The 22,114-nt window shown below is 61.3% G+C and carries 21 protein-coding genes; 5 read left to right on the top strand and 16 right to left on the bottom strand.

The window, feature by feature from the left end:
* Positions 1-93 precede the first annotated feature (93 nt).
* Together bioC and bioB are read right to left on the bottom strand one after the other, a co-directional pair.
* Entirely contained in the window at positions 94-981 is an 888-nt protein-coding gene (gene bioC / locus ACCAA_RS01275; protein WP_186405441.1) for a malonyl-ACP O-methyltransferase BioC, read from the bottom strand.
* A 6-nt stretch (positions 982-987) separates the two neighbouring features.
* Positions 988-1,977, bottom strand: coding sequence for a biotin synthase BioB (bioB, locus tag ACCAA_RS01270; protein WP_186405440.1), 990 nt, complete (start codon positions 1,975-1,977; stop codon positions 988-990).
* Positions 1,978-2,044: 67 nt separating this feature from the next.
* Between bioB and ACCAA_RS01265 the strand changes: the two genes are divergently transcribed.
* Positions 2,045-2,752, top strand: coding sequence for a ComFC family protein (locus tag ACCAA_RS01265; RefSeq protein ID WP_186405439.1), 708 nt, complete (start codon positions 2,045-2,047; stop codon positions 2,750-2,752).
* A 78-nt stretch (positions 2,753-2,830) separates the two neighbouring features.
* On the opposite strand, the gene ACCAA_RS01260 is transcribed toward ACCAA_RS01265, so the two are convergent.
* The 3 genes from ACCAA_RS01260 to ACCAA_RS01250 form a co-directional block, all read right to left on the bottom strand.
* Positions 2,831-3,727: an adenylate/guanylate cyclase domain-containing protein gene (locus ACCAA_RS01260; protein WP_186405438.1), complete on the bottom strand. Its 897-nt coding sequence runs from the start codon at positions 3,725-3,727 to the stop codon at positions 2,831-2,833.
* Positions 3,728-3,797: 70 nt separating this feature from the next.
* Positions 3,798-4,685 carry a tRNA 2-thiocytidine(32) synthetase TtcA gene (gene ttcA / locus ACCAA_RS01255; RefSeq protein ID WP_186405437.1) on the bottom strand — a complete coding sequence of 296 codons (888 nt, stop codon included), beginning with the start codon at positions 4,683-4,685 and terminating at the stop codon, positions 3,798-3,800.
* A 62-nt stretch (positions 4,686-4,747) separates the two neighbouring features.
* Positions 4,748-5,485: a pteridine reductase gene (locus ACCAA_RS01250; RefSeq protein WP_186405436.1), complete on the bottom strand. Its 738-nt coding sequence runs from the start codon at positions 5,483-5,485 to the stop codon at positions 4,748-4,750.
* 123 nt (positions 5,486-5,608) lie between these two features.
* Here ACCAA_RS01250 and ACCAA_RS01245 point away from each other — a divergent pair, with 123 nt between their 5' ends.
* Positions 5,609-6,457, top strand: coding sequence for a hypothetical protein (locus ACCAA_RS01245; RefSeq protein WP_186405435.1), 849 nt, complete (start codon positions 5,609-5,611; stop codon positions 6,455-6,457).
* Between the two features lie 43 nt (positions 6,458-6,500).
* Positions 6,501-7,685 carry a class I SAM-dependent methyltransferase gene (locus ACCAA_RS01240; protein ID WP_186405434.1) on the top strand — a complete coding sequence of 395 codons (1,185 nt, stop codon included), beginning with the start codon at positions 6,501-6,503 and terminating at the stop codon, positions 7,683-7,685.
* Between the two features lie 62 nt (positions 7,686-7,747).
* Here ACCAA_RS01240 and ACCAA_RS01235 read toward each other — a convergent pair whose 3' ends face one another.
* From ACCAA_RS01235 to ACCAA_RS01210, 6 genes are all read right to left on the bottom strand, one after another.
* Complete coding sequence (locus tag ACCAA_RS01235; RefSeq protein WP_186405433.1) at positions 7,748-8,947, bottom strand: SGNH/GDSL hydrolase family protein; 1,200 nt, start codon at positions 8,945-8,947, stop codon at positions 7,748-7,750.
* 1 nt (position 8,948) lies between these two features.
* A complete protein-coding gene (locus ACCAA_RS01230) occupies positions 8,949-10,505 on the bottom strand; it encodes an MBOAT family O-acyltransferase (protein WP_186405432.1) in 1,557 nt (518 codons plus the stop codon).
* Positions 10,506-10,601: 96 nt separating this feature from the next.
* Positions 10,602-11,855 carry a multifunctional CCA addition/repair protein gene (locus ACCAA_RS01225; protein ID WP_186405431.1) on the bottom strand — a complete coding sequence of 418 codons (1,254 nt, stop codon included), beginning with the start codon at positions 11,853-11,855 and terminating at the stop codon, positions 10,602-10,604.
* A gap of 18 nt (positions 11,856-11,873) precedes the next feature.
* Positions 11,874-12,530, bottom strand: a complete 657-nt coding sequence (locus tag ACCAA_RS01220) for a glutathione S-transferase family protein (RefSeq protein WP_245754372.1) — start codon at positions 12,528-12,530, stop codon at positions 11,874-11,876.
* Complete coding sequence (locus ACCAA_RS01215; protein WP_186405430.1) at positions 12,531-13,496, bottom strand: complex I NDUFA9 subunit family protein; 966 nt, start codon at positions 13,494-13,496, stop codon at positions 12,531-12,533.
* A gap of 40 nt (positions 13,497-13,536) precedes the next feature.
* Positions 13,537-15,483 carry a lytic transglycosylase domain-containing protein gene (locus ACCAA_RS01210; protein WP_186405429.1) on the bottom strand — a complete coding sequence of 649 codons (1,947 nt, stop codon included), beginning with the start codon at positions 15,481-15,483 and terminating at the stop codon, positions 13,537-13,539.
* A gap of 43 nt (positions 15,484-15,526) precedes the next feature.
* Between ACCAA_RS01210 and ACCAA_RS01205 the strand changes: the two genes are divergently transcribed.
* Positions 15,527-16,150, top strand: coding sequence for a 5-formyltetrahydrofolate cyclo-ligase (locus tag ACCAA_RS01205; protein ID WP_186405428.1), 624 nt, complete (start codon positions 15,527-15,529; stop codon positions 16,148-16,150).
* A 47-nt stretch (positions 16,151-16,197) separates the two neighbouring features.
* Here ACCAA_RS01205 and cysK read toward each other — a convergent pair whose 3' ends face one another.
* The 3 genes from cysK to ACCAA_RS01190 all read right to left on the bottom strand — a co-directional run bounded on the left by cysK (position 16,198) and on the right by ACCAA_RS01190 (position 19,462).
* A complete protein-coding gene (gene cysK / locus ACCAA_RS01200; RefSeq protein WP_186405442.1) occupies positions 16,198-17,130 on the bottom strand; it encodes a cysteine synthase A in 933 nt (310 codons plus the stop codon).
* Between the two features lie 39 nt (positions 17,131-17,169).
* The gene (ilvA, locus tag ACCAA_RS01195) at positions 17,170-18,681 is read right to left on the bottom strand and encodes a threonine ammonia-lyase, biosynthetic (protein ID WP_186405427.1); all 1,512 of its coding nucleotides are present in this window, start codon (positions 18,679-18,681) and stop codon (positions 17,170-17,172) included.
* Between the two features lie 97 nt (positions 18,682-18,778).
* Positions 18,779-19,462 (bottom strand): fumarylacetoacetate hydrolase family protein, encoded by a 684-nt coding sequence (locus ACCAA_RS01190; RefSeq protein ID WP_186405426.1) that lies wholly within the window; start codon positions 19,460-19,462, stop codon positions 18,779-18,781.
* An 80-nt stretch (positions 19,463-19,542) separates the two neighbouring features.
* On the opposite strand from ACCAA_RS01190, the gene ACCAA_RS01185 reads away from it, so the two are divergent.
* Positions 19,543-19,905, top strand: coding sequence for a hypothetical protein (locus tag ACCAA_RS01185; RefSeq protein WP_186405425.1), 363 nt, complete (start codon positions 19,543-19,545; stop codon positions 19,903-19,905).
* 263 nt (positions 19,906-20,168) lie between these two features.
* Here the strand turns inward: ACCAA_RS01185 and ACCAA_RS01180 are convergent, their stop codons facing one another.
* Positions 20,169-21,188: an ankyrin repeat domain-containing protein gene (locus tag ACCAA_RS01180; protein WP_186405424.1), complete on the bottom strand. Its 1,020-nt coding sequence runs from the start codon at positions 21,186-21,188 to the stop codon at positions 20,169-20,171.
* A gap of 65 nt (positions 21,189-21,253) precedes the next feature.
* Positions 21,254-21,916 carry an acyltransferase family protein gene (locus ACCAA_RS01175; protein WP_186405423.1) on the bottom strand — a complete coding sequence of 221 codons (663 nt, stop codon included), beginning with the start codon at positions 21,914-21,916 and terminating at the stop codon, positions 21,254-21,256.
* Between the last annotated feature and the right edge of the window lie 198 nt (positions 21,917-22,114).

The raw sequence follows: 22,114 nt of genomic DNA, 5'->3' as shown, positions 1-22,114 counted from the left end.
ATCTTGACTTCAACACCACGACAGCGCCGCCGTTTCCTCCGCGTAGCGGCTTCGTCCAACCCAATCTACGACTCGCGCAGCGTGCTCGCCGGATCAGCGAAGCCGTTCTTTGGGATCAAAACGGACTATCGTCCGCCCGTCGGCTGATTTCTTCGGCTGCGCTTTCCAGGCGTGTCCGTAGACCACTTCAACCGTTGCCGGCAAGCGGCCATCGCGCGCCAACTGGTCATAGGCGGCGCGCGCCGCCGCCCACGTCGAACGCCCCATCAAGCCACGGCGACGCGCCTGCATCGCGCACGCCGAGCCACTCCGGCGCAGATCATTGAGCAGGTCGTCAAAACTCGTGTAGGTGAGGGTCAGCACTTCGGCATCCATCACCGGGTCGGCAAAGCCACATTCGAGCAGCATGTCGCCGTAGTCATGCAGGTCGGTAAAGCGCTGGGTATGGATGTGGCCATCGCCGAAACTGGTGCGCAGTTCCTTCAAGGTATCCGGCCCGAAGGTCGAGAACATCAGCAGCCCGCCGACTTCGAGCAGACGATGTGCCTCACGAAATGCCGGTAGCGGGTCGTCGAGCCAATGGAGCATCAGGTTCGACCACAGCAGGCCGATCGAAAGGGGCTTCAGGGGCAGCGCTGTCGCCTCGGCGGCCACCAGCGGCGGTCGATTGCCGCGTAGAAACGGCAGCAGCCAGCGCAAGCGTGAGCGCTGTCGCTGGCCGACGCGCAGCATGGGCTCACTGAGATCGGCCCCGATCAGCAGCGCTCCGGGGTAACGCTCGTGCAAAGCGGTCAGGCTGGCGCCGGTACCACAACCGAGGTCGAGCACCCGCTCTGGCTCGATGCGCACGTAATCGAGGCGTTCAAGCATGCGGGCGCCCACTTCGCGCTGCACGATCGCCACCTCATCGTAGCAAGACGCCGCACGCGCAAAGTTCCGCTGCACCTGGCGCCGATCAACGAACTGCGCCGGTGCTGCCATCGACGGCTAGATCGGCCGCAGGCCAAGCTTCTCGAACAGCGCTTCATCGCGATCGGCTTCGGGGTTGCCCGTCGTCAGCAGCTTGTCGCCGTAGAAGATCGAATTGGCACCAGCGAGGAAACAGAGCGCCTGCAGTTCTTCAGGCATGGCCTGACGACCGGCGGACAAGCGAACGAAACTTGCCGGCATCGAGATGCGCGCCGCTGCGATGGTGCGCACGAACTCGAAGTGGTCGATCGGAGCGACATCGGCCATCGGCGTGCCGGGGATAGGTACCAGGTTGTTGATCGGCACCGATTCGGGGGGCGGATTGAGGTTGGCCAACTGAGCGATCAGCGCCGCGCGGTTGCGGCGCGCCTCACCCATGCCGATGATTCCGCCGGAACACACCTTGAGGCCGGCTTCACGCACCTGGCCCAGAGTATCGATGCGGTCGGCATGTTTGTGGGTGGTGATCACTTGGCCATAGAACGAGGCATCGGTATCGAGGTTGTGGTTGTAATAGTCGAGTCCGGCTTCCTTGAGTTCCTCGGCCTGCCCTTCCTTGAGCATGCCCAGCGTGACGCAGGTTTGCAGACCGAGCGCCTTGACTGCGCGGACCATCTCGGTCACCTTGGCGAGATCCTTGTCTTTCGGGCCACGCCAGGCAGCCCCCATGCAGAAGCGCGAGGCACCCTTGTCCTTGGCGGCCTGCGCGGCGGCGATCACTTCGTCGAGCGGCAGCAAGGCTTCGCGCTCGGTTCCGGTGCTGTAGCGCGCGGCTTGCGAGCAATAGCCGCAGTCCTCCGAACAACCGCCGGTCTTGACGGAGAGCAGCGTTGAGCGTTGAATCTCGTTGGCGTTGAAGTTTTCGCGGTGTACCTGTTGCGCGCGGTAAATCAAATCCATCAAGGGAAGTTGGTAAAGCGCTTCGATTTCGGCAATGGTCCACCGGGCGGTGCGGGCCGCTGCGGAGGTCTCTGGCGTGAGCGTGACGGCTTGAGGGATGGCGTTCATGAGTTAAACCTATGGGTAGTGGTGATTCAGGGCACGACAGCAGGGATTCTTGACGAGCACTTCAAGGATGTCAATCTTAACTCAAAGCGTTGGGCTGGTCCGCAGATCGTGCGAACGACTGTTGGCGCAGGACTGTCTGCTGTGCGGCGGCGGCAGCGGGTCGCTCGTCCTGTGCCCGGCCTGTGGGGAAGATCTGCCACGACTCCCGGCAGCCCGCTGTCCCCGCTGCGCGTTGCCGACACCCAATGGCGAAGTCTGCGGCCGATGTCTGGCCAAGCCTCCCCACTATGATGTCACCGGCGCTGTCTTTTGCTACGGCTTCCCGATCGACAAGCTGATTCAGTCTTTCAAGTATGGACATCGACTGGCTCTGGCAAGCTGGTTTGGCCGACAGCTCGCCGCGCTGACCGAGGCCGGCGCGGCGGACCTGATCATTCCCCTGCCGCTGCATCCCCTGCGCCTTCGGGAACGAGGCTTCAACCAGGCGCTGGAACTGGCACGTCCGGTCGGCCGGACGTGCCGGATTCCGATCGACGCGCGAACTTGCAGTCGGATTCGTCATACCCCTGCACAGGCCGATCTGCCCTGGCGCGAACGGGCAAAGAACGTCCGCGGTGCCTTCCACTGCTCGTCCGATTTCACCGGCAAGCGCGTGCTGCTGATCGACGACGTGATGACCACCGGCGCCTCTCTCGATGAACTGGCGCGGACGGTAAAGTTGCACGGCGCTGCACATGTGGCGCTGCTCGTGCTCGCACGCACCCTGCCATCGTGAGCGGTTGAGCGGGATAAGCCGAGCAGGTCCTGCAGAAGGGGGTCGCCAGACGCTCACGGGTGTCGCGTCACCGGCGGATCAAAGTAGTTCGAACTCGGCGATGTCCGCCTCGGGCGTGTTCGCCGATGCGGCAAAAGCGATGATCCCGCTGCCGTGCAGGACGAATTCGTCGCGTTTGAGAAACAGTTCGGACTCCCCGCTGACGGTCACGAAGGTACCATTGGTGCTCAGATCGCTGAGTATGAACCGCTCGCCGCGTCGCTCTATTTTCGCATGATGGCGAGACGCGCGGCGATCGCGAACGGTGATGTCGCAGCCGGCATCACGGCCCATGAGCAGGTTGGGCCGAATCCTGTCGACCACCTTCAGGTGGCCCAGATAGCGCAAAAAAAGCCGCAAATCACGTTCAATGGCAGGCACGGGCGGTGCGACCAGCGCATGGGCCGCGGGCAGGACGGGCTGTAACCAGAGCACTTCGAAGACCATTTGTTCTCCCGACGGACCCTTGGTCGACAGGGGCTCCAGGTAGTGCGTCGACAACTGCAGCGCAGGCGACAGGCGGCCCTGCGTCTCGCCGCTGGTCAACACCTGCCCAGGTCTGGCGAGTCCCGCCAGACACTCTGCGGTATTGACGCCGACACCCTGGAGTTCACTCCCTTGTCCGATCACTGGCCCATGATGAAAGCCGGCACGGATAGTCAACTGGACGCCGGAAACTGGAGGCAGATCGGCAATGCGTCGCTGCATGGCGACGGCCGCTTGACAAGCATCGTCGGCATTCTCGAACAAGGCCGTGACTTCATCACGGGTCTTTCTGACGATGCGGCCACGAAAACCGTCCACGCCGCGAGCAATGCGCTTCATGCAGCGTTCGATGGCATACAGGGCCTCCGCCCCAGTAAGCCTCTCGAACAATCGTGAACTTCCCGATACGGCCACAAACAGTGTCGACAGCATCCCTTCCGTGCTGCTCATGGCTCCCGCTCCCAGTGTGCCGTTTCCCTGTCGGTCCATCGCTCTTGGCAGGTCGGCTGGCTCGTGGCGTTCATCCCTTGACCACCTGCAGCGCGAGCGCTCCCGGCTGGGACCACGTCTGACCGAGTGCTGGCGGGTCGAAGACGGAATCGCCGCCGTCCATGGCGCTCAGCGGGTGACCCGGACGCAGCCCCTTGAAGTCGAACAAGGACTGGTCAGCCAGGTGCGAGGGAACGATCTTCTGCAGCGCTGAAAACACTACTTCCGTCCGTCCCGGATAGCGTTGGTCCCAGTCAGCCATCATTTCCCTGATCTTCTGGCGCTGCAGATTGCCCTGCGAGCCACACAGATTGCAGGGAATGATCGGATAAGCCATGCCGCGAGCGAAACGTGCGATGTCGCTTTCGCTGCAATAGGCGAGCGGTCGAATCACGACATGGGAACCATCGTCGGTCACCAGCTTGGGCGGCATCGCCTTGAGCTGGCCGGCGAAGAAGAGGTTCAGAAACAGCGTATGGACGATGTCATCGCGATGGTGACCGAGTGCGATCTTGGTCGCGCCGACCTCCTTGGCGATCCGATAGATTATCCCGCGCCGCAGGCGCGAGCACAGCGAGCAGGTGGTCTTGCCCTCCGGAATCTTGCTCTTGACGACGGTATAGGTGTCCTGCTCGACGATTCGGTGCTCGACGCCCATCTTCGTCAGGTAGTCCGGCAGCACCTCGGCCGGGAACCCCGGCTGCTTCTGATCGAGATTCATCGCCACCAGGCGGAACTTCACTGGCGCGCGCTCGCGCAGTGCCATCAGCACCGAGAGCAGCGTGTAGGAGTCCTTGCCGCCAGAAACGCAGACCAGCACCGTGTCGCCATCGGCGATCATCTGGTAGTCGGCAATCGCCTTGCCGACCTGGCTCTCAAGGCGCTTTTTCAGACGAAGCAAGGTATGCGACAGTTGCACCGGGATCCTCTCAAACAGCGTGACGAATACATGGCTACATGACTACATGAAAATATGACGAATTACAGATGTGCGCTGCGACCGCCATCGACGTTGATGACCTGGCCAGTGACGTAGGTCGCATCGACCAGCAGGAAGCGCACTGCACGAGCGACGTCCTGCGGACAGCCGGCACGTTGCAGCAAGGTATGCGCCACGATCTCGTCGCGCGCGGCGCGGTCGAAGACCTCGTTCTCCGGCCACAGGATCGGCCCTGGGGCGACGGCGTTTACCCTTACGCGTGGGCCAAGTTCAATGGCCAATGCACGCGTCAGGCCAAGCAGGCCGGCTTTCGCCGCGCAATACAATGGATAACCAGCCAGCGGACGTTCGGCGTGAATGTCGGTGATATTGACGACGGCGCCGCGCACCGCAAGCAGATGGGGGGCTGCCGCCTGGGTCAGAAAAAGCGGCGCTTTCAGGTTGCTGCCCATGAGGTCGTCCCATGCCGCCAGATCAATGGTTCCCAGCGGCGTTGGAAAGAAACTCGAAGCATTGTTCACCAGTGCGTCCAGACGACCGAAACGCGCGATGGTGTCGGCCACCAGTCCGGGCAAGCTGTCGACGTCGAGCAGATTGGCCTGCGCACACGCCGCCGAAGACGGTCTGGCGCCATTCAGTTCGGCCACCAACGCCGCGGCAGCTTCGGACGCCTGACCGTAGTGCAGCATGACGTTGGCTCCCGCGGCGTGCATTTCGCGGGCGATCACCGATCCCAGTCGCCTGGCAGCCCCGGTCACCAATATCGTCTTTCCTTCCATCTCCCGTTCCCGACCAGTCTCAGCGTTGATTTTAACGGATTATTGCCGCAGCCTTCCGAAAAACGGCCCCTGCGGTCGTCAGCGCGGTAAACTGCCAAAAAAATCACTGCCGGGAGATCCCTTATGAGCACGCAGGACAAGCCCCTCGACGCCGACGATCTGATCGAACTGGCCGGGCGCGCTGCGCAACTACCGGCAGCCGACGCCGAATGGGTCGGCCACCTGTTGCAGGAGCTGCTGCGCGCGCGCACTCATGAGGCTGAGTTGCTGGCCGAACAGGCCAGTTTTGCGCGCGCGACGGGTCAGGACAGCGACGAACTCGACGACCACCTGGTGCAGGTCGCTCTGGACACCGCTGAATGGCTGAGAACGCTGTGGAACGTCGGCTACATGGGCGCGGGCAGCTTTCGCTCGCGGCCGCGCTCGGCCTTTCCGGCGATTGATCTCGAAGACGTCAGGAAGTCGTCTCTTTTCGCGCGCATTCGCCAAGGCAAGCACGTTCTGCCCTTCCCACCGCCAACCCGACATGGCTTGCCATGGCACGCGCTGCTTGAAAATTCCGAGCAGGCTCACGCTGTCACCGCCGAGATCATTCGCGACGAAACGGGCTTGCCGCTCGCTGCGATCATCGAAGGTTGTGCCGAGTGGAACATCATCACCGAGCCTGTGGAGAATCGCGAGTGCCTCGTCCAGCATCAGGGCAAGGGGCCCACTTACCGGCTACGCCTGGCGGACGATGATCGTGCCGAACTGCGCCGCGAAGCGCCAACGGCGACGCGCAGGATCTGCCTGGAAGGGCGCAGCGGTTTCCGCAGCTACACCCTCGAATGGCCCCAAGCGGACGGCCAAGCGCAGTTCGTGGCCTTGCGTGCCGCGACCTGGGAGCGCGCCGAAGCAGAAGCCGAGCATTGGTTGGCGAGCACTCACCCTGAACTGTACGGACAGATCCGTTTTGAAAGGTGCGAGGACTGAGAATCCATCGCTTGACTCGCCGGCGGTCAAGGTTCTTGCCGCCATGCTGAGTCGTACCCGCCAAAACGCGCTCTCGCTGCCTGCCCCGACGGCCGACGCAGTGGCCTTCAGTAGCGCGCTCAGCGACCACATTGCGGCCGAGATCGCCGCCGCGGGTGGCTGGATAGGGTTTGATCGCTTCATGGACCTCGCGCTCTACGCGCCGGCAATGGGCTACTATTCCGGCGGCGCGCACAAGTTCGGCGCGGCAGGAGATTTCGTCACCGCGCCGGAACTCTGCCCGGCTTTTGGTCAGACGATCGCTGCGCAGGCAGCCCAGTTGCTCGCCCTCGGCGCTCCCCGGATCATCGAGGTCGGCGCAGGAACCGGGCAACTGGCCGCCGACCTGTTGCTCGAACTCGAACTGCGCGGCGCGCTGCCCGCGAGCTACGCCATCCTCGAGCTGTCCGGCGAACTGCGCGCGCGGCAGCAGCAAACCATTGCCCGCCGGGCCTTGCATCTCCTGTCGCGCGTGCACTGGCTCGATCAACTGCCGGAGCATTTCGACGGTCTGGTGCTGGCCAACGAAGTGCTCGATGCCATGCCGGCACATCTCGTTGTCTGGAACGATAACGGGATTGCCGAGCGCGGCGTTGGCTGCGACTACGGACAGTTCACCTGGCGAGACCGCCCGGCCAGCGGCAGGCTGCGCGAACGCGCACAGGCGCTGGCCGCTGACTGCGAGTTGCCGCACGCGTACCTCAGTGAAGTGTCGCTGGCCGCAGCCGCCTGGGTAACTGAGTGGGCCGCGATTCTCGGACGCGGCGCGCTGCTCCTGATCGACTACGGATTTCCGCGGCGCGAGTATTACCACTGGCAGCGCAATGCGGGAACGCTGATGTGTCATTACCGCCACCACGCGCACGACGAACCGTTCTACCTGCCGGGACTGCAGGACATCACGGCCCATGTGGACTTCACGGCCATCGCCGAAGCCGGTTGCGAGGCCGGGCTGGACTTGCTCGGCTACACCACGCAGGCAAGCTTTCTCTTCAACTGTGGTCTGACCGACGTCCTGGCGCGCACGCCCGTCGCCGACTCGCTGCGCTACCTGCCGCTGGCCAACGCCGTGCAGAAGCTCGTCTCCCCGGCGGAGATGGGAGAACTCTTCAAGGTGATCGCGCTCGGCAAAGGCATCACCGAAGCGCTGCAGGGCTTCGTTACCGGCGACCGCAGCGCGACGTTGTGAGGAGAGCGTCATTGCCCCAGGGCAATCGTTGCCTTCTGTCCAAGGACGCGTGGCCATCGCATTCAATGAGCCAACATCTGTAGATCTTTCAGAGCTTCTGCATTCTCCGTGCGGTATTTGTCGCCGGCCGTGTGCGCGCTCCGTAGCTGTTCATCAATGGTTTCGGGCGTCAGGATCACGCCAAAGTCGGACGCGTCGCGTCCAAACATTCGCTGTAGCACTTCGTGCCCCAAGGTGCTCTTGAAATGTCCCGCCTCCCAGTACCAGCGGACTGCGGTCGTTCTATCGCCTCGTTTCGGTACCCGCTCAACTGCGTATTGATGGTAACCGCTGAAGTCCCATAACACCGCCTGGCTGCCCCCTTCGGTGGCGACCAGATCAGTCAGTTTTCGCTTCCAGTCCTCGAACAAGGGCCATAGGCCTGTCGTCCTGAAGATCTCCAACAAATGTCCGTGATAGGGGTAGATCACCACCGCTACGGAAATCTGCCGGTCTCTGGCGGCGCGCAGGATAGCGCTCACGTCATCGAATGCTGGCGACGAAGTCGAATTGCGCACGAATAGGTTCCGATGTCTGCGCTGGTAAGCACGCATATTTTCCGTGTCCCGTTGCCTGAACAGGTTGAAATATCCCTCTTGGCGGGCGGTCTGTTGATAGTCGTGGCTGGGGTTGAAACCGGCCGCCGTGAGATGTGCTGCAGCCACCTTTCCATGGACGCGAAGCGTGTCAAGGCTATGCACCACGGCGTCCAAGGATGCCAGGGTGACCGCGCCGTCATGCAGCATGGTCAGCCAACGCCATCGATTCGGCTCGCCGTTCGGCGCTACCAGCAGCCGATCAACCTCCACAGGTTCGTCCTCATGCGCATCCGAGGGCACCAGAAAATCCATGAAATCAACGCCTAAAACGACCACCTGCGGGTTGTGTACCGCCAGCGCATGTTCGAACAGTCGACGCGCCGTCCGGGTTCCGGTGCCCGGCAGGGCCAAGTTGTACACGGGACGGAATTGCTGCGGCCAGGCCATGTCGTCCGGGTCAAAGCCAACCTCGGCCCGTGAGTTACCGAGAACAAGGGCGCGCGGCTGAGCGCGCAACACCTGGTAAGGCTTGATCAACGCACCCTGGGTTGCCGCATGGAGCTTCCACTCCCCATCTCGATAGGTCCGATAAAGACCATAGGGGTCCACCCAATAGTTCAGCGTGATCGCGCCTGCCAAGGTGAGCAGCAAGGCCAGAGACCACAAGCGAAGGTAATTAGCCATATCAGAACTGGTAGTAGAGAAATTCCGTTGCCTGGGACAGGGACAGCACCCCAGCCGCAGCGATGACTGCCAAGGCCCAAGCCCAGAGGCCATTGGGCTTCCACTCCAGAACGCCCTGGCTGTCGGTGGGATCGAAATCCAGGCCTGGTCGATGCAGACGCATCAACTGCTGCGTGTTCGGCAGGAACAGGGCAACTGCTAGAAGGGCCAGGGTCCAGGCCCAGGTCAAAACAAACCTGCTGCCACCGCCCAACTGGAACTCGACGCCCCAGGCGCGCATGCTGTCCGCCACACCACCCAACGTGGGAGCGAGCGCCGCAGGCAGGCTGAAGCCGTGCATCCCCAACATGCCGCGCAGCATGTTGAGCGCGCCGGCCAGCGTCGGGGCACGGAAAAACACCCAAGCGATCACGACTGCGACGAAGGTGAGCCCCCATCCCGCCAGACGCTCGAACCCTCCGGGCGCAGCAGAAACACCGGATATCCGTCCACGCACCGCACGCCAGGCATGGTTGATGACCAGATAAATGCCGTGCAAGCCACCCCAGAGAACGAAATTCCACGAGGCGCCATGCCAAAGCCCACCCAAAAGCATGGTGACCATCAGGTTTGCCTGCCGGCGCAAGGGTCCCTTGCGGCTTCCGCCCAGCGAAATATACAGGTAGTCGCGCAGAAACCGGGACAAGGTCATGTGCCAGCGCCGCCAGAAATCGCTGATACTGGCGGCCTTGTAGGGTGAGTTGAAGTTCAGCGGCAACACGATGCCAAATAGCCGGGACACACCGATAGCCATATCTGAGTAGCCGGAGAAATCGAAGTAGAGCTGGGTGGTGTAGGACAATGCCCCTCCCCAGGCCGTGAGAAAATCCATGCCCTGAGCCGTGTTTGCCGCCGCAAAAGCATCGTTGGCATAAGGCGCTATGCCATCCGCCAAGACAGCCTTCTTGAACAGGCCAATGCTGAAAATGGTCAGCCCGATGCTGATATTCTCCCAGGAAGGCTTATAGGTCTCGGGCTGCGCGAATTGGGGCATCATCTCCTTGTGGTGCAGCACAGGACCCGCGATCAGGTGAGGGAAGTAAGTCACAAACAGGACATAATGCACAAAGCTGTATTCCCGAGCTTTCCCCGACCAGACATCGACCAGAAATGCGATCTGTGTGAACGTGAAGAACGAAATTCCCAGTGGCAGCAGGATGTTCTGTAGTGGCCAATCGGTCGCGAACAAGTGATTGGCCGTATCGAGAAAGAAATTGGCGTACTTGTAGTAACCGAGCAATGCCAGGTCAGCGCCGATACCAATGGTCAGGATTAGGTTCTTCTGTTGGCTGTTTCTCTGGCCGGGTTCCCGCACCAGCGCGAAGGCGATGCCGTAGTTGAAAAGGATGGACAAGAGCAACAACCCGACATAAGCGGGATTCCAATAGCCATAGAAGAACAATGAAGCTGCAGCAAGCCACGAAGCGGCGAGCACGCGACTGTGGCTCCCCAGGCGAAAAAAAATTAGCGCCGTTATGGGAAGGTAAAGCAACACGAATGTGTATGAGTTGAACAGCATGATGTCCGGGCAACGGTTAAGGTTGGAGATTGCCTGAGAGCTTAGCGGCGCATCGCGTTTATACTCCGTAACGCAGCCCCTCAGTTGCACAACTCGTCACGAACCGCCCGTATTTTGGCAGGCTAGGGCGCGGCGGTCCTCCGAAAAGGCCCGCTCTACGATCGCTACCCGCGCCGCGTGCACCCGCGCGGCGATCGTTGCCGGATCGTTGCCGGCGCGCGCAATCGTCGCTGCATCGACGCCCTGCACCCTTGCCAGCGCCTGCCTGAAGAGCGCGGGTGCCGGATACGGGACCTCCTGCCAGCCGAGGCGGCCATGAAAGTCGCAGGCACAGGCCTCGAGCAGTTGTTCGAAGCGGTCGGGCCGGCGCAGGGCATCGGTCTTCTCCAACAGGCCGACGATCGTCGCGGCGCGCAATTCTCGACAGCGATGGATGGCGCCGTGGTGACGCGCCACCAACAGCGCCAGTTCGCGGCAGACCACGGGAATCTTGAGTCGCGCACAGACCTGGCGCACCAGTTCGACGCTGCGCGCTTCGTGGCCGGGATGACGCGGCAGGTCGGCCGCGGGCGTTGTGCCCTTGCCAAGATCGTGCAGCAGTGCGGCGACGCGGACCGGCAGCGCGCAGCCGCGCTGCGCCGACTCGTCGATGACCATCATCACATGCACACCGGTATCGACTTCCGGGTGGTAGTCGGCGCGCTGCGGTACGCCGTAAAGGCAGTCAAGTTCGGGGAGCAGGCGGGCCAGCGCGCCACATTCACGCAGCACCGAGAACATTTGCGACGGTTTTGCGGCCATCAGACCCCTGGCCACTTCCTGCCAGACACGTTCGGCGACCAGGTGGTCGAGTTCGCCGCTGAGGACCATGTCGCGCATCAGCGCAACGGTCTCCGGTGCCACCGTGAAGTCGGCAAAGCGAGCGGCGAAGCGGGCGAGGCGGAGAACCCGCACCGGGTCCTCGACGAAAGCCGGACCGACATGGCGAAGCACCCGCGCAGCCAGATCGTCGACCCCGTGGTAGGGGTCGATCAGCGAACCGTCGGCAGCGCGGGCAATGGCGTTGATGGTCAGGTCGCGGCGCGCCAGATCGTCGACCAGGCTGACCTCAGGCGCGGCGCGAAACGAGAAACCGCTGTAGCCATGGCCGGTTTTGCGCTCGGTACGTGCCAGCGCGTATTCTTCATGCGACGACGGGTGCAGAAAGACCGGGAAGTCTTTGCCCACCGGCTTGAAACCGCGGGCCAGCATCTCCTCGGGCGAAGCTCCGACGACGACGTAATCGCGATCCTCGATCGGCAAGCCCAGCAACTCGTCGCGGACCGCACCGCCGACGGTAAAGATCTGCATCGGTGCGGCGGCCAGCGCCTAGACTGGCTCGGCCAGCGCTGCGGCCCGCCATTCGCGCATCGCCGGCAGGGCGAGCATGGTCTCGACCCAGGCTTGCGCAGCGGGCGGCAAGCCGACGCCATAGGTGACAAACCGCCAGACCACGGGCGCGTACATGGCATCGGCAATCGAGAAAGCGCCAAACAGGAATGGACCGCGCGCGGCGCAGCGTTTCCGGCAGCACTGCAGGATGCTTACGATGCGCGCGATGTCGGCGCCGACTTCGGCGCTTCTCGCCTGGCCGGGTTTAATCGCCCGGATGTCCATCGCCATGTTCTGGCGCAATGCGGCAAATCCCGCGTGCATTTCGGCACTGACCGACCGTGCTTCGGCACGCAGTGCCGGGTCGGCCGGCCACAGGGAGGGAGCGAGTTCCGCAAGGTATTCACAGATCGCCAGCGACTCCCAGATTAGCAGACGCTCAGCGCCTTCGCCGGCAATCAGGCAAGGCACCTTGCCCGACGGTGAATACTTGCGGATTTCGTCCCTGGTACCGGCATCGTCCAGGCGAACGCCGACCTCGGCGAACGCTAGACCAGCCTGCCTGGCGGCCAGCCAGGGGCGCAAGGACCACGAGGAAAAATTTCGATCGCCCAGCACGAGCGTGAGCCGGGCAGTGCGTGCCAGGTCGTTCACTCAGCGACCGGCTCGGTAGCGGTAACGGTCGAGGCGCAGTTGTATCATCTCGGCGGGCGACAGATAGCCTGGGGCCACCGCTTCGAGGCGTGTCGGGTGCCAGTCGGGGTAGTCGTGGGAACCATCGCTGACGCTATCGACTTCCATCGAGCGCAGATTGTCGGGCGACAGCGGCGGGTTCGGCAACAGCCACAGCAGGCCAGCCTGCAGGTAGGCCCAGCCACCGGTCCCCAGATCGATGATCCGCCGCTGCTTGCCGACCAGTTGCGCGGTGTAGTCGACCAGTTCGCGCAGGGTATAGACCTTGGGTCCGCAAAGATCATAGGTCCGACCAAAAGTAGCGCGATCAGTCAGGCAAGCGGCGAAGGCTCGGGCCACGTCGCCGACATAGACCGGCTGGAAGCGCGCCTCGCCGCCGCCCAGCGGCAAGACAGGGAACAGTCTGACCAGCTTGGCAAACATGTTGAGGAAGGCGTCGTCGGGGCCGAAGATGACCGACGGACGAAAGATGGTGACGTCGAGGCCGTCCATGGCGGCGCGGACGATACCTTCGCCCTCGCCCTTGGAGCGTAGATACTCGGAGGGGCCATTGCGGTCGGCTCTGAGCGCACTCATGTGCGCCAGACGCCGGACGCCGCTCTGCTTCATGGCGGTTAGGATCTTCCTCGGCAGATCGACATGCGCTGCAGTGAAACCCTTGCCGTAAGGCAGGCGCGAATCGCGATCGTGGAGAGCGCCGACCAGATTGATGACCGCATCCTGACCCTCGATCAGTTCGGCGAGGGTCTGCGGATCATGAACGTTGGCTTCGACCATGCTGACCATCGGCAGCATGATCAGCTTCTTGGTGTTCTCGCGACGGCGGGTCGGTATCGTCACGCGCACGCCACGTTCGCAAAGGCTACTGGCAATCCAACCGCCGACAAAGCCACTGCCGCCAATCAACAACACGTTCTCGAGTTCCATAGCGTCCTAGAATTGAAACAAGTGTCGGAAAAGCATCATTCTAAGGCAAATCCTCGCCCTTCGCCTCGCCGCCGGTGCGTGCCGGGATAATCCCGAGCCGGCTCTTGATGGTCTGCGGTTGGCCATCGAACAAGGCCGAGTAGTAAACGGAGTTGCTCATCACTTTCTTGACGTAGTCGCGTGTTTCGCTGAAGGGGATGGTTTCGGTATAGATCGCGCCTTCCAGCGGACGGTCGGCACGCCACCGGCGCGCCCGGCCCGGCCCGGCGTTGTAGGCCGCCGAGGCGAGCACCGGGTGATTGTCGAGACTCTCGAGAACCAGGCGCATGTAGGTGGTTCCGAGCAGCAGATTGGTTTCGGTGTCGTTGACCCGGCCCTGGCGGAAATCCTTGAGTCCAATCTTGTTGGCCACCCATTTCGCCGTCGCCGGCATCAACTGCATCAGACCGGAAGCTCCGACCGTCGATTTTGCGCTGGTGACGAAGCGGCTCTCCTGGCGCATCAGACCATAGACCCAGGCGTCATCGAGTGCCTGACTGCGCGCCGCCGGCCGGACCTGGTCGCCGAACGGAGCCAGGTAGCGCAGCGAGTAGTCGTGTTCATTGCGCGTCCGGTCGGCGGCCGCAATCGCCCGGTCGTACATGCCCGCGCGCTGGGCGATGTCGGACAGCGCCAGCAGTTCGCGGTCAGTCATCGCCCGCATGGCCCAGTTCCATTCCTTGACGCCCTCCGTACGGAGGTTCAGGCGAAAGAACGCCAGTCCACGCTGTACGCCGGGATTGGCATTGGCCTGCAGCAGTTCTTCCCTGCTCGGCGGTGCCGCTTTCGGTGGCGTCGTGGTCGGCCGGCCAAGCTCGTCATTGGCCAGATTGCCGTAAAAATCAGGTTGTCCAGCGATTCTGGCGAACAGCGCGTTGGCCTCCTCAAGCCGCCCGCCGGAACGGTAAGCGCGACCCAGCCAGTATACCCAGGCCGGCTGCGCAGCCAGCGCGGGCAGCATCTTCTCTATCGTCGAGCGGACGCTGCCCCAGTCGTGCGCCCGCAGGGCGGCGCGCACTTTCCACTGCGCGACTTCGTCGGAAAGCGGCGCGTCACCGGCCTGACGGTACCATTCCATCGCTTCCGGCAGGTGTCGCTGCGCCGCCTGCCAGCCGATCTGGCTCCACGCCCACGCCTTTTCCCCGGCATTCAACGAAGTGCCCAGTCTGGTCAACTGATCGGCCGCCATGCGGGGGTCGTTGCGCGCGATGCGCTGGATGGCCAGTGCCGCCAGCTCGCGCTGCATGCGATTGGTCGCGAAATCGCTCGGCAGGCGGGTCAGCCAGGGCAGCGGCGCATCGGCGACCGTTTGGGCCAGTTTCGTGTCCGGCGTCTGGCTCGGCGGCAGGTAGTTCATGCTGTACAGCGCCGCCGGGATCTTGTTGGCCTCGAACTGGCGCCGGATGCGCGCCCAGACGGCGTCGGCCAGCACACGCTTCTCGACGATCAGTGCTTCGAGTATCGGGTAGCAGGAGTCGGGCGGTTCGAGCAGCGTCAGCCAGAGCGGCAAGGCGTCGTCAAGCGCCTTGGCATCTCCCTGGGCCCGCCTGCTCTGCAACGCGTAGCAGACAAGATCCTGCTCGGGCTGCGTAAGCCGCTGATACTCGGCATCGAACAGAGCCCACTGCTGTTTCCTGCCCTGTTGGCGGAGCCAATCAATACGCAGCTTCTCGGCCACATAGCTGGGGTCATACCGCGCCAGGAAGGCGCCGACCGTCGCTGGATCAGCGTCCTTGAGATCGAGGAGAAGTCGCCAGTAATCGACGTAGGCCTCCAGTTCATAACCCTGAAGCGTGCTGGCCAGGCGTTCGAGCCGGGCCTTGTCGCCGGCGCGCAGCGCGTCTCGTGCCGCCAGGAACTGCTCGTCGGCGGTCGCCGCGAAGGCACCGACAGGCGCTAGAAAAAGGGGGATGGCGACCAGATGGAGGATCGCGTGCCGGAACTTCATGATAAGCTGGACTTCCTGAAAATGCCGATTTTGAGCATAGCACATGGCTGCCGAATTGACGCCGGGAATCGCTGCCGAAAACTTTGGCAGCGCCTGCCTCACGGATCGACGCGCGCTGCGCCGGACGCTGCTGGCGCGTCGGCTCGCCTTGCCCTCGGCAGAGTGGGCGCAACTGTCGTGCCGAGTCTGCGCGCACCTGCGAGCGGGTTTCCCGCAGTTATCGGCCATGACCGTGGGTTTCTGCTGGCCGCTGAACCACGAGCCCGACCTCCGGCCATTGATCGAAGGCTGGGTCAATGAACGCAGGAAGGGCTTCCGGGCGCTTTTGCCGGTGGTCGTCGCGGCAGACCAGGCGCTTGCTTTTCGTGCCTGGACGCCAGGCACGGTGATGTTCGCCGATCGCTACGGGATCCCGACTCCGGCCAGTGGCGACTTCCTGATCCCCGAGGTTCTGCTGCTGCCGGTGAATGGCTTCGATTCCGCGGGTTACCGTATCGGCTACGGTGGCGGCCACTTCGACCGCACGCTGGCATCGCTCCGCCCGCGCCCGCTGGCCGTCGGGGTCGGTTTCGAACTGGCCCGATTGGCGTCGATCCTTCCTCAGCCACACGACCAGCCGCTCGACGCGATGGTCACCGAAGCCGGTGTCTTTCGGCCCTGCCGCTAGGGCGCTTGCCGGCCGCGAACCAAGGCCGCCATTTCGTCGTCGGCCCGTTAGACCTCCAGATGCGCGTACAGCGCGGTGGACAGGTAACGCTCGCCGAACGAGGGGATGATCACCACCGTCAGCTTGCCCGCATTCTCCGGTCGACGCGCGACTTCCAGCGCCGCCCAAACGGCCGCCCCGGAAGAAATGCCGACCAGCAGGCCTTCTTCGGTGGCCATCCGACGGGCGATCGAAAACGCGTCGTCCGCCTTGACGCGCAGCACTTCGTCATAGATCGTGGTGTTGAGCACCTTGGGTACGAAACCTGCGCCGATCCCCTGAATCGGATGGGGTCCCTTCGGCCCACCCGACAGGACCGGCGACGCATCGGGCTCGACGGCAATCACCTGCACGCCCGGCTTCCTCGCCTTGAGGACTTCGCCGACGCCGGTGATGGTGCCGCCGGTACCGACGCCGGAGACGAAGATGTCGACCTGTCCGTCGGTATCGCGCCACACCTCCTCGGCGGTCGTTGCCCGGTGGATGGCCGGGTTGGCCGGGTTTTCGAACTGTTGCGGAATCAGGTAGCGCGAATCTGCGGCGGCCATTTCCTCGGCGCGGCGAATGGCGCCAGCCATGCCGTCAGGCCCGGGCGTGAGCACCAGTTCGGCACCGTAGGCCTTGAGCAGCAGACGGCGCTCGCGGCTCATGGTTTCCGGCATCACGAAGCAGCACTTGATGCCACGCGCCGCGCAAACCATCGCCAGACCGATGCCGGTGTTACCCGAGGTCGGTTCGAGTACCACCGTTGCCGAGTTGATCAGGCCGGCAGCGTGTGCCGCGTCGATCATCGCCGCAGCGATGCGATCCTTGACGCTGTGCGCCGGGTTGTAGAACTCCAGCTTCAGGGCGACGGTACCGTCAATCCCTGCAGCCAGGCGGTTGAGTCGGACCAGCGGGGTGTTGCCGATCAGTTCGGTGACGTTGCCGGCGATGTTCATGGGCATTTGCGGGGAATCCTTTGCTTTGCAGTGAGTGAGTCAGGCCACGAAGAGCTTGTAGGCCGGGTTATTGCTTTCGTTCCAGTGCGCGTAGCCGAGGTTCTGCAGAAAACCCTCGAAGTCGCCCATCTCGCTCGGCGGCACCTGCATGCCGACCAGAACGCGGCCGTAGTCCGCACCATGGTTGCGATAATGGAACAGGCTGATGTTCCAGCCGGCGCTCATTCGGTTGAGGAAGTTCATCAGCGCGCCGGGGCGTTCCGGGAACTCGAAACGGTAAACAATCTCGTTCGTCGTCAGCGGTGAATGGCCGCCCACCAGATGGCGAATATGGCCTTTGGCCATCTCGTCATCGGTCAGGTCGAGTGTTGGGTAGCCGTGCTTGCGCAGGTGTTCGAGCAACTTCACCGATTCAGCCCGGGAAGTGACCTGAATGCCGACAAAGATATGCGCCTCACGCGGGTCGTTGTAGCGATAGTTGAACTCGGTGATGTGGCGCGCCCCGATCAGCGCGACGAACCTCTTGTAGGCGCCAGGCTCTTCCGGCAGGGTGACGGCAAAAACGGCCTCGCGCTGCTCACCGATCTCGGCTCGCTCGGCGACAAAACGCAGACGGTCGAAGTTGAGGTTGGCGCCTGACGCCGTGGCGACCAGCGTCCTGTCCTTCAGCTTGTGGCTCGCCGCATAGGCCTTGGCGCCGGCGACCGCCAGTGCGCCGGCCGGCTCGAGCACGGCGCGAGTGTCCTCGAAAACATCCTTGATCGCCGCGCAGATGGCATCGGTATCGACCAGCACCATTTCATCGACGTACATCTGGCAGAGGCGGAAGGTTTCTTCGCCGACGTACTTGACCGCCGCACCATCGGCGAACAGCCCGACGTGATCCAGTCTGACGCGCTTGCCGGCCTGCAGCGAGCGCGCCATGGCATCGGCGTCCACCGCTTCGACACCGATGATCCGGATCTCCGGTCGAAGCCGCTTGATGTACGCGGCGACGCCCGCAATCAGTCCACCGCCGCCGACGCAGCAGAATACGGCATGGATCGGCTGCGCATGCTGGCGCAGGATCTCCATGCCGATCGTCCCTTGTCCGGCGATGACATCGGGATCGTCGAAGGGGTGCACGAAAGTCAGTTTTTCTGCCTTCTCGAGCCTCACTGCGTGCGCATAGGCGTCATCGTAGGACTCTCCCGCGAGGACCACCTCGCCACCCCGGGCCTGTACCGCCTGCACCTTGATCTGCGGCGTGGTGATCGGCATGACGATCAGCGCCCGGCAGCCGACCCTGGCTGCCGCCAGCGCCACGCCCTGCGCGTGATTACCGGCTGATGCACAGATCACGCCGCGCTTGAGCTTCTCCGCGGAGAGGTGCACGATCTTGTTATAAGCGCCGCGCAGCTTGAAGGAAAAAACCGGCTGCAGATCTTCCCGCTTCAAGAGCAGGCGGTTGCCGATACGCGCCGAAAGGCTCGGTGCGAGGTCAAGCGGTGTTTCGATCGCCACGTCGTAGACCTGTGCCTTGAGAATTCTTTCGAGGTAATCCGTTTGCATGGCGGGGAAGGGCGCTCCTCACAGTCAGGCGGCGATTCTAGCAGCAGATGCCGGTTGAGGTGCTCGAACTACGGCCGATCCTCTGGCTGACTGCCGCTCAGACCAGCCTGACCGTCAGCTCGCCGACACCGACTGCGCCGGCTTCGAGCACGTCGCCACGGGTCACGGTCGACACCCCGGCCGGCGTGCCGGTGAAGATCAGATCTCCCGGCGCCAGAGCGACGTAGGTAGACAGCTTGGCGATGACTTCAGCGACTTTCCACGACATCTGATCGAGGTCGCCGTTCTGACGCAGTTCGCCATTGACCTTGAGCCAGATCGGCCCGCGTGCCGGATGACCGGCCACGGCGACCGGATGGATGGCGCCGATCGGCGCGCTTTGATCGAAACCCTTGCCCATGTCCCAGGGGTGCCCCTTGTCCTTGGCGCGCTGCTGCAGATCGCGCCGGGTCAGGTCGAGACCGACGGCGTAGCCATAGACCCATGCCAGCGCCTGCTCCGGCAGGACATTGGCACCGCCCCGGCCAAGCGCGATCACCAGCTCGACCTCGTGTTGAAGGTTGTCCGTTGCCGGCGGGTAGCTGACCTCGCCGCCGCCCGGCACCAGCGCATCGGCTGGCTTGCTGAAGAAGAAAGGCGGTTCGCGGCTGTCGGCGCCCATTTCGGCAGCGTGATCGGCGTAATTGCGGCCGACGCAATAGACGCGGCGTACCGGGAAAAGGTCGTCGCTGCCGACGACCGGCACGCTGACACGGGGTGCTGGTGGAAAAACGTAGCTCATTGTGGCTCCTTCCTGTTTTGCAGTGCTGATGTTTGAACTCATGGTGCCGACGACTCCAACAGTATGAGCGCAACGTCGGCGTGGCGGGAAAAACGTCAGCCAAAGGTGCGCGTGGGGAGGGCGCCAGCGGCGCGAACCGATTCAAGTATCGAAAGATCGGAGAAGTCGGCGGTAGCCTGGACATAGGAATTCAGAGCGGCACGAACCTCGTCCTCTACGCGTACGCCTTCAATGCGCAACAAGTCATTGACTACGGCGGCAATGGTGAGGCGCTCGAAGCGATACATCCGACCGAGAACCCAGATAACTTCGACCAAGACGACTTTGGGCAAAAACACGCCGCCTTTTTTTCAAGGGCAAGCCGCCAGGTGCGCAAGGCTACAGCCGACTCGAAGGCTTGCAACGCGCTTCGGGTTCTCAAGCTCGGCATTCGAGTGAATTAATCAGCGTTTCCTTAACTGTTCTGATTAAACGTTTGCGCTACTCAATAGCCCCTGCATGGCCTTGATCATCGTTTCGGCCACCTACCGCGGAGCGCCGCACCCCAGTCCGGAGTGGTCCATCCGCGGTACGCAATGCCGAGATCGCCGGCGAGGAGTGCCGCACTGGGGTGCGGCGCGTCCAGCGTAGTTCCACCCGAGGGCGCGCGTGCTCTCGCCATATCGCCGGAGCAGTGCCGCGAGCGTGGGCGCGGCCGGAATGATGATCAAGGCCCCCCTGCATCGTCAAGGGCCTTCACAACATCTGTCTTTTTATTAGACGCTGCCGCCTTCAGTGCAGTAAACCCGGAATCAGGAGATTTGTAGTTTGGATTTGCACCTCTGGCAAGCAATGCTTTCACCATCGTCAGATTTCCTTGCCAAGCTGCATGCATTAGTAAAGTGCTGCCAGTTGAGTCAACAATATTTGGATTTGCACCATGCGTAAGCAGTAATAAAGCAACAGACTCCTTCTTTTGGTTCGATGCCGCACTGAGTGCGGTGAGCATACCGGAAGAGAGAATGTTTACATTAGCCTTAGCATTCAATAGTGTCAAGACTACTTCATCTTCCCCCGCCCATGAGGCCTCAATTAATGCAGTAGAGCCTTGATTCGTTTTAGCATTCACGTCAACACCACCTTCAATCAGCAATCTAACCATTTGCAAATCACCATGGGCGCTATAAAAAGACAAGCTATTGGCGGAAATTGGGATATTTTTTCTCCGGAGATAGACAGAAGCAGAGTGATCCATGGAGTAGTAGATTGAAGAAACAAGAAAACCCAAGGCAATTGCCGCGGATCCTGTTTTACGGTTCAAGTTGAGATGGTTGCGCCATGATTGTTGCATGACATTAGTCCCATGTATTTTTATTCTCATGCGACTAAGGATCATTTGCCTAGATGGCATTTCAACGAATGCCCACATCAAATATGAAGCTAACAATAAAACAGCCAAGAAAACAGTTAGTGAGAGCATATTTGGCAAATGAGGGAAGGCAATAATATTGGCATCCAAATATCGCAATAGAATTTGGTGCAGCAAGTAAAGCGAAAAGCTGATCTCACCCAATAAAACAAACGCGGGATGAGATAGCCAAGCACTAATCCGACCACGTCCAATTGATATCACATAGATTAACAAAGCGAAAGCAAACATCGACCCACTGAAAGACAACCAATATGATGCAGCTTTCTCGTCCAGCGTCACGCGAATAATTTCTCCCAAGAGAGGGATAAAGTACATTGACGTCCCGACAACTAAAATACTTGCAAACTCATAAAAAGTCGCGCGAGATTTTCCCCAACCAACTATTCCGTTATTTTTTTCCAGACAGAGGCAATAAACATTCCGAAAATAAACTCAAAGATTCGAGTCACAGGACTTATGTACAACAATCCAGTCTTGGCGAACGAATTTTCAAAATCACCCAATGTTTTCGTTTGCAGCATGTTTGATACCGCAAGCATAATGAGGAGAATTAGGAACGAAATCAGCAATTTTGCAAACCGATTGTTATCCCATTTATAGATCAAAAATGGGAAAGTCAAGTAAAAAAAGAATTCTGTTGAGACACTCCATGAAGGCGAAATGTAAGAAAAGAAATAATTCGGATAAGGAATCCATGCGTTTATCATTAATACATTAGCCAACGCTATTGGTGAGTCCCAGTCTAATGACAGTAGCCAAAGTGCGAAAATAAAACTGAACGCCAGCGCAGGCCAAACGCGGGCTATTCTTGCGAGCAAAAATCGTCTTATTTCGGGCCAGGTTTCAAGTTTAGGATAGACATAGGCAAGAATAAAGCCAGAAAGGACGAAGAAGAAAGAAACCCCTTGGCCCCATTTAGAAGCTTGCCCTTGTGGTTCGCTTAGACCAAACAATCCATATGAAATAGTATGATGGATAACAATCATGGCCGCAGCAAAAAACCGCAAGGATGTTAGTGAATCAAGACGTTGTTTAATTTGCATATTATTACTATCGAATAAAGCGAAGGGGCAACCACGATCGACAGAAAACCTGAAGAAAAGCCATTCAACACCCTTTTAAAACCCATCGCCAGATTGGCGCGCTCTTTTTATAAGAATTTATTGCCATTTTACTTCAGGCCTTGATCATCATTCCGGCCAAGGCCCGGTGCTGGGCTTGGTGAAAGTCTTGCGGGAGAG

This window comes from Candidatus Accumulibacter aalborgensis, assembly GCF_900089955.1.
Taxonomy (GTDB): domain Bacteria; phylum Pseudomonadota; class Gammaproteobacteria; order Burkholderiales; family Rhodocyclaceae; genus Accumulibacter; species Accumulibacter aalborgensis.
The sequence above is the reverse complement of the archived record's forward strand: the minus strand, read 5'-3'. Positions and strand labels throughout refer to the sequence as shown.

Excerpts from the sequence above, each read along its gene's own strand:
- bioC (WP_186405441.1), bottom strand. The coding sequence starts at position 981 with ATGGCAGCACCGGCGCAGTTCGTTGATCGGCGCCAGGTGCAGCGGAAC.
- bioB (WP_186405440.1), bottom strand. The coding sequence starts at position 1,977 with ATGAACGCCATCCCTCAAGCCGTCACGCTCACGCCAGAGACCTCCGCA.
- ACCAA_RS01265 (WP_186405439.1), top strand. The coding sequence starts at position 2,045 with ATGTCAATCTTAACTCAAAGCGTTGGGCTGGTCCGCAGATCGTGCGAA.
- ACCAA_RS01260 (WP_186405438.1), bottom strand. The coding sequence starts at position 3,727 with ATGAGCAGCACGGAAGGGATGCTGTCGACACTGTTTGTGGCCGTATCG.
- ACCAA_RS01250 (WP_186405436.1), bottom strand. The coding sequence starts at position 5,485 with ATGGAAGGAAAGACGATATTGGTGACCGGGGCTGCCAGGCGACTGGGA.
- ACCAA_RS01245 (WP_186405435.1), top strand. The coding sequence starts at position 5,609 with ATGAGCACGCAGGACAAGCCCCTCGACGCCGACGATCTGATCGAACTG.
- ACCAA_RS01240 (WP_186405434.1), top strand. The coding sequence starts at position 6,501 with ATGCTGAGTCGTACCCGCCAAAACGCGCTCTCGCTGCCTGCCCCGACG.
- ACCAA_RS01235 (WP_186405433.1), bottom strand. The coding sequence starts at position 8,947 with ATGGCTAATTACCTTCGCTTGTGGTCTCTGGCCTTGCTGCTCACCTTG.
- ACCAA_RS01230 (WP_186405432.1), bottom strand. The coding sequence starts at position 10,505 with ATGCTGTTCAACTCATACACATTCGTGTTGCTTTACCTTCCCATAACG.
- ACCAA_RS01225 (WP_186405431.1), bottom strand. The coding sequence starts at position 11,855 with ATGCAGATCTTTACCGTCGGCGGTGCGGTCCGCGACGAGTTGCTGGGC.
- ACCAA_RS01215 (WP_186405430.1), bottom strand. The coding sequence starts at position 13,496 with ATGGAACTCGAGAACGTGTTGTTGATTGGCGGCAGTGGCTTTGTCGGC.
- ACCAA_RS01210 (WP_186405429.1), bottom strand. The coding sequence starts at position 15,483 with ATGAAGTTCCGGCACGCGATCCTCCATCTGGTCGCCATCCCCCTTTTT.
- ACCAA_RS01205 (WP_186405428.1), top strand. The coding sequence starts at position 15,527 with ATGGCTGCCGAATTGACGCCGGGAATCGCTGCCGAAAACTTTGGCAGC.
- cysK (WP_186405442.1), bottom strand. The coding sequence starts at position 17,130 with ATGAACATCGCCGGCAACGTCACCGAACTGATCGGCAACACCCCGCTG.
- ilvA (WP_186405427.1), bottom strand. The coding sequence starts at position 18,681 with ATGCAAACGGATTACCTCGAAAGAATTCTCAAGGCACAGGTCTACGAC.
- ACCAA_RS01190 (WP_186405426.1), bottom strand. The coding sequence starts at position 19,462 with ATGAGCTACGTTTTTCCACCAGCACCCCGTGTCAGCGTGCCGGTCGTC.
- ACCAA_RS01180 (WP_186405424.1), bottom strand. The coding sequence starts at position 21,188 with ATGTACTTTATCCCTCTCTTGGGAGAAATTATTCGCGTGACGCTGGAC.
- ACCAA_RS01175 (WP_186405423.1), bottom strand. The coding sequence starts at position 21,916 with ATGCAAATTAAACAACGTCTTGATTCACTAACATCCTTGCGGTTTTTT.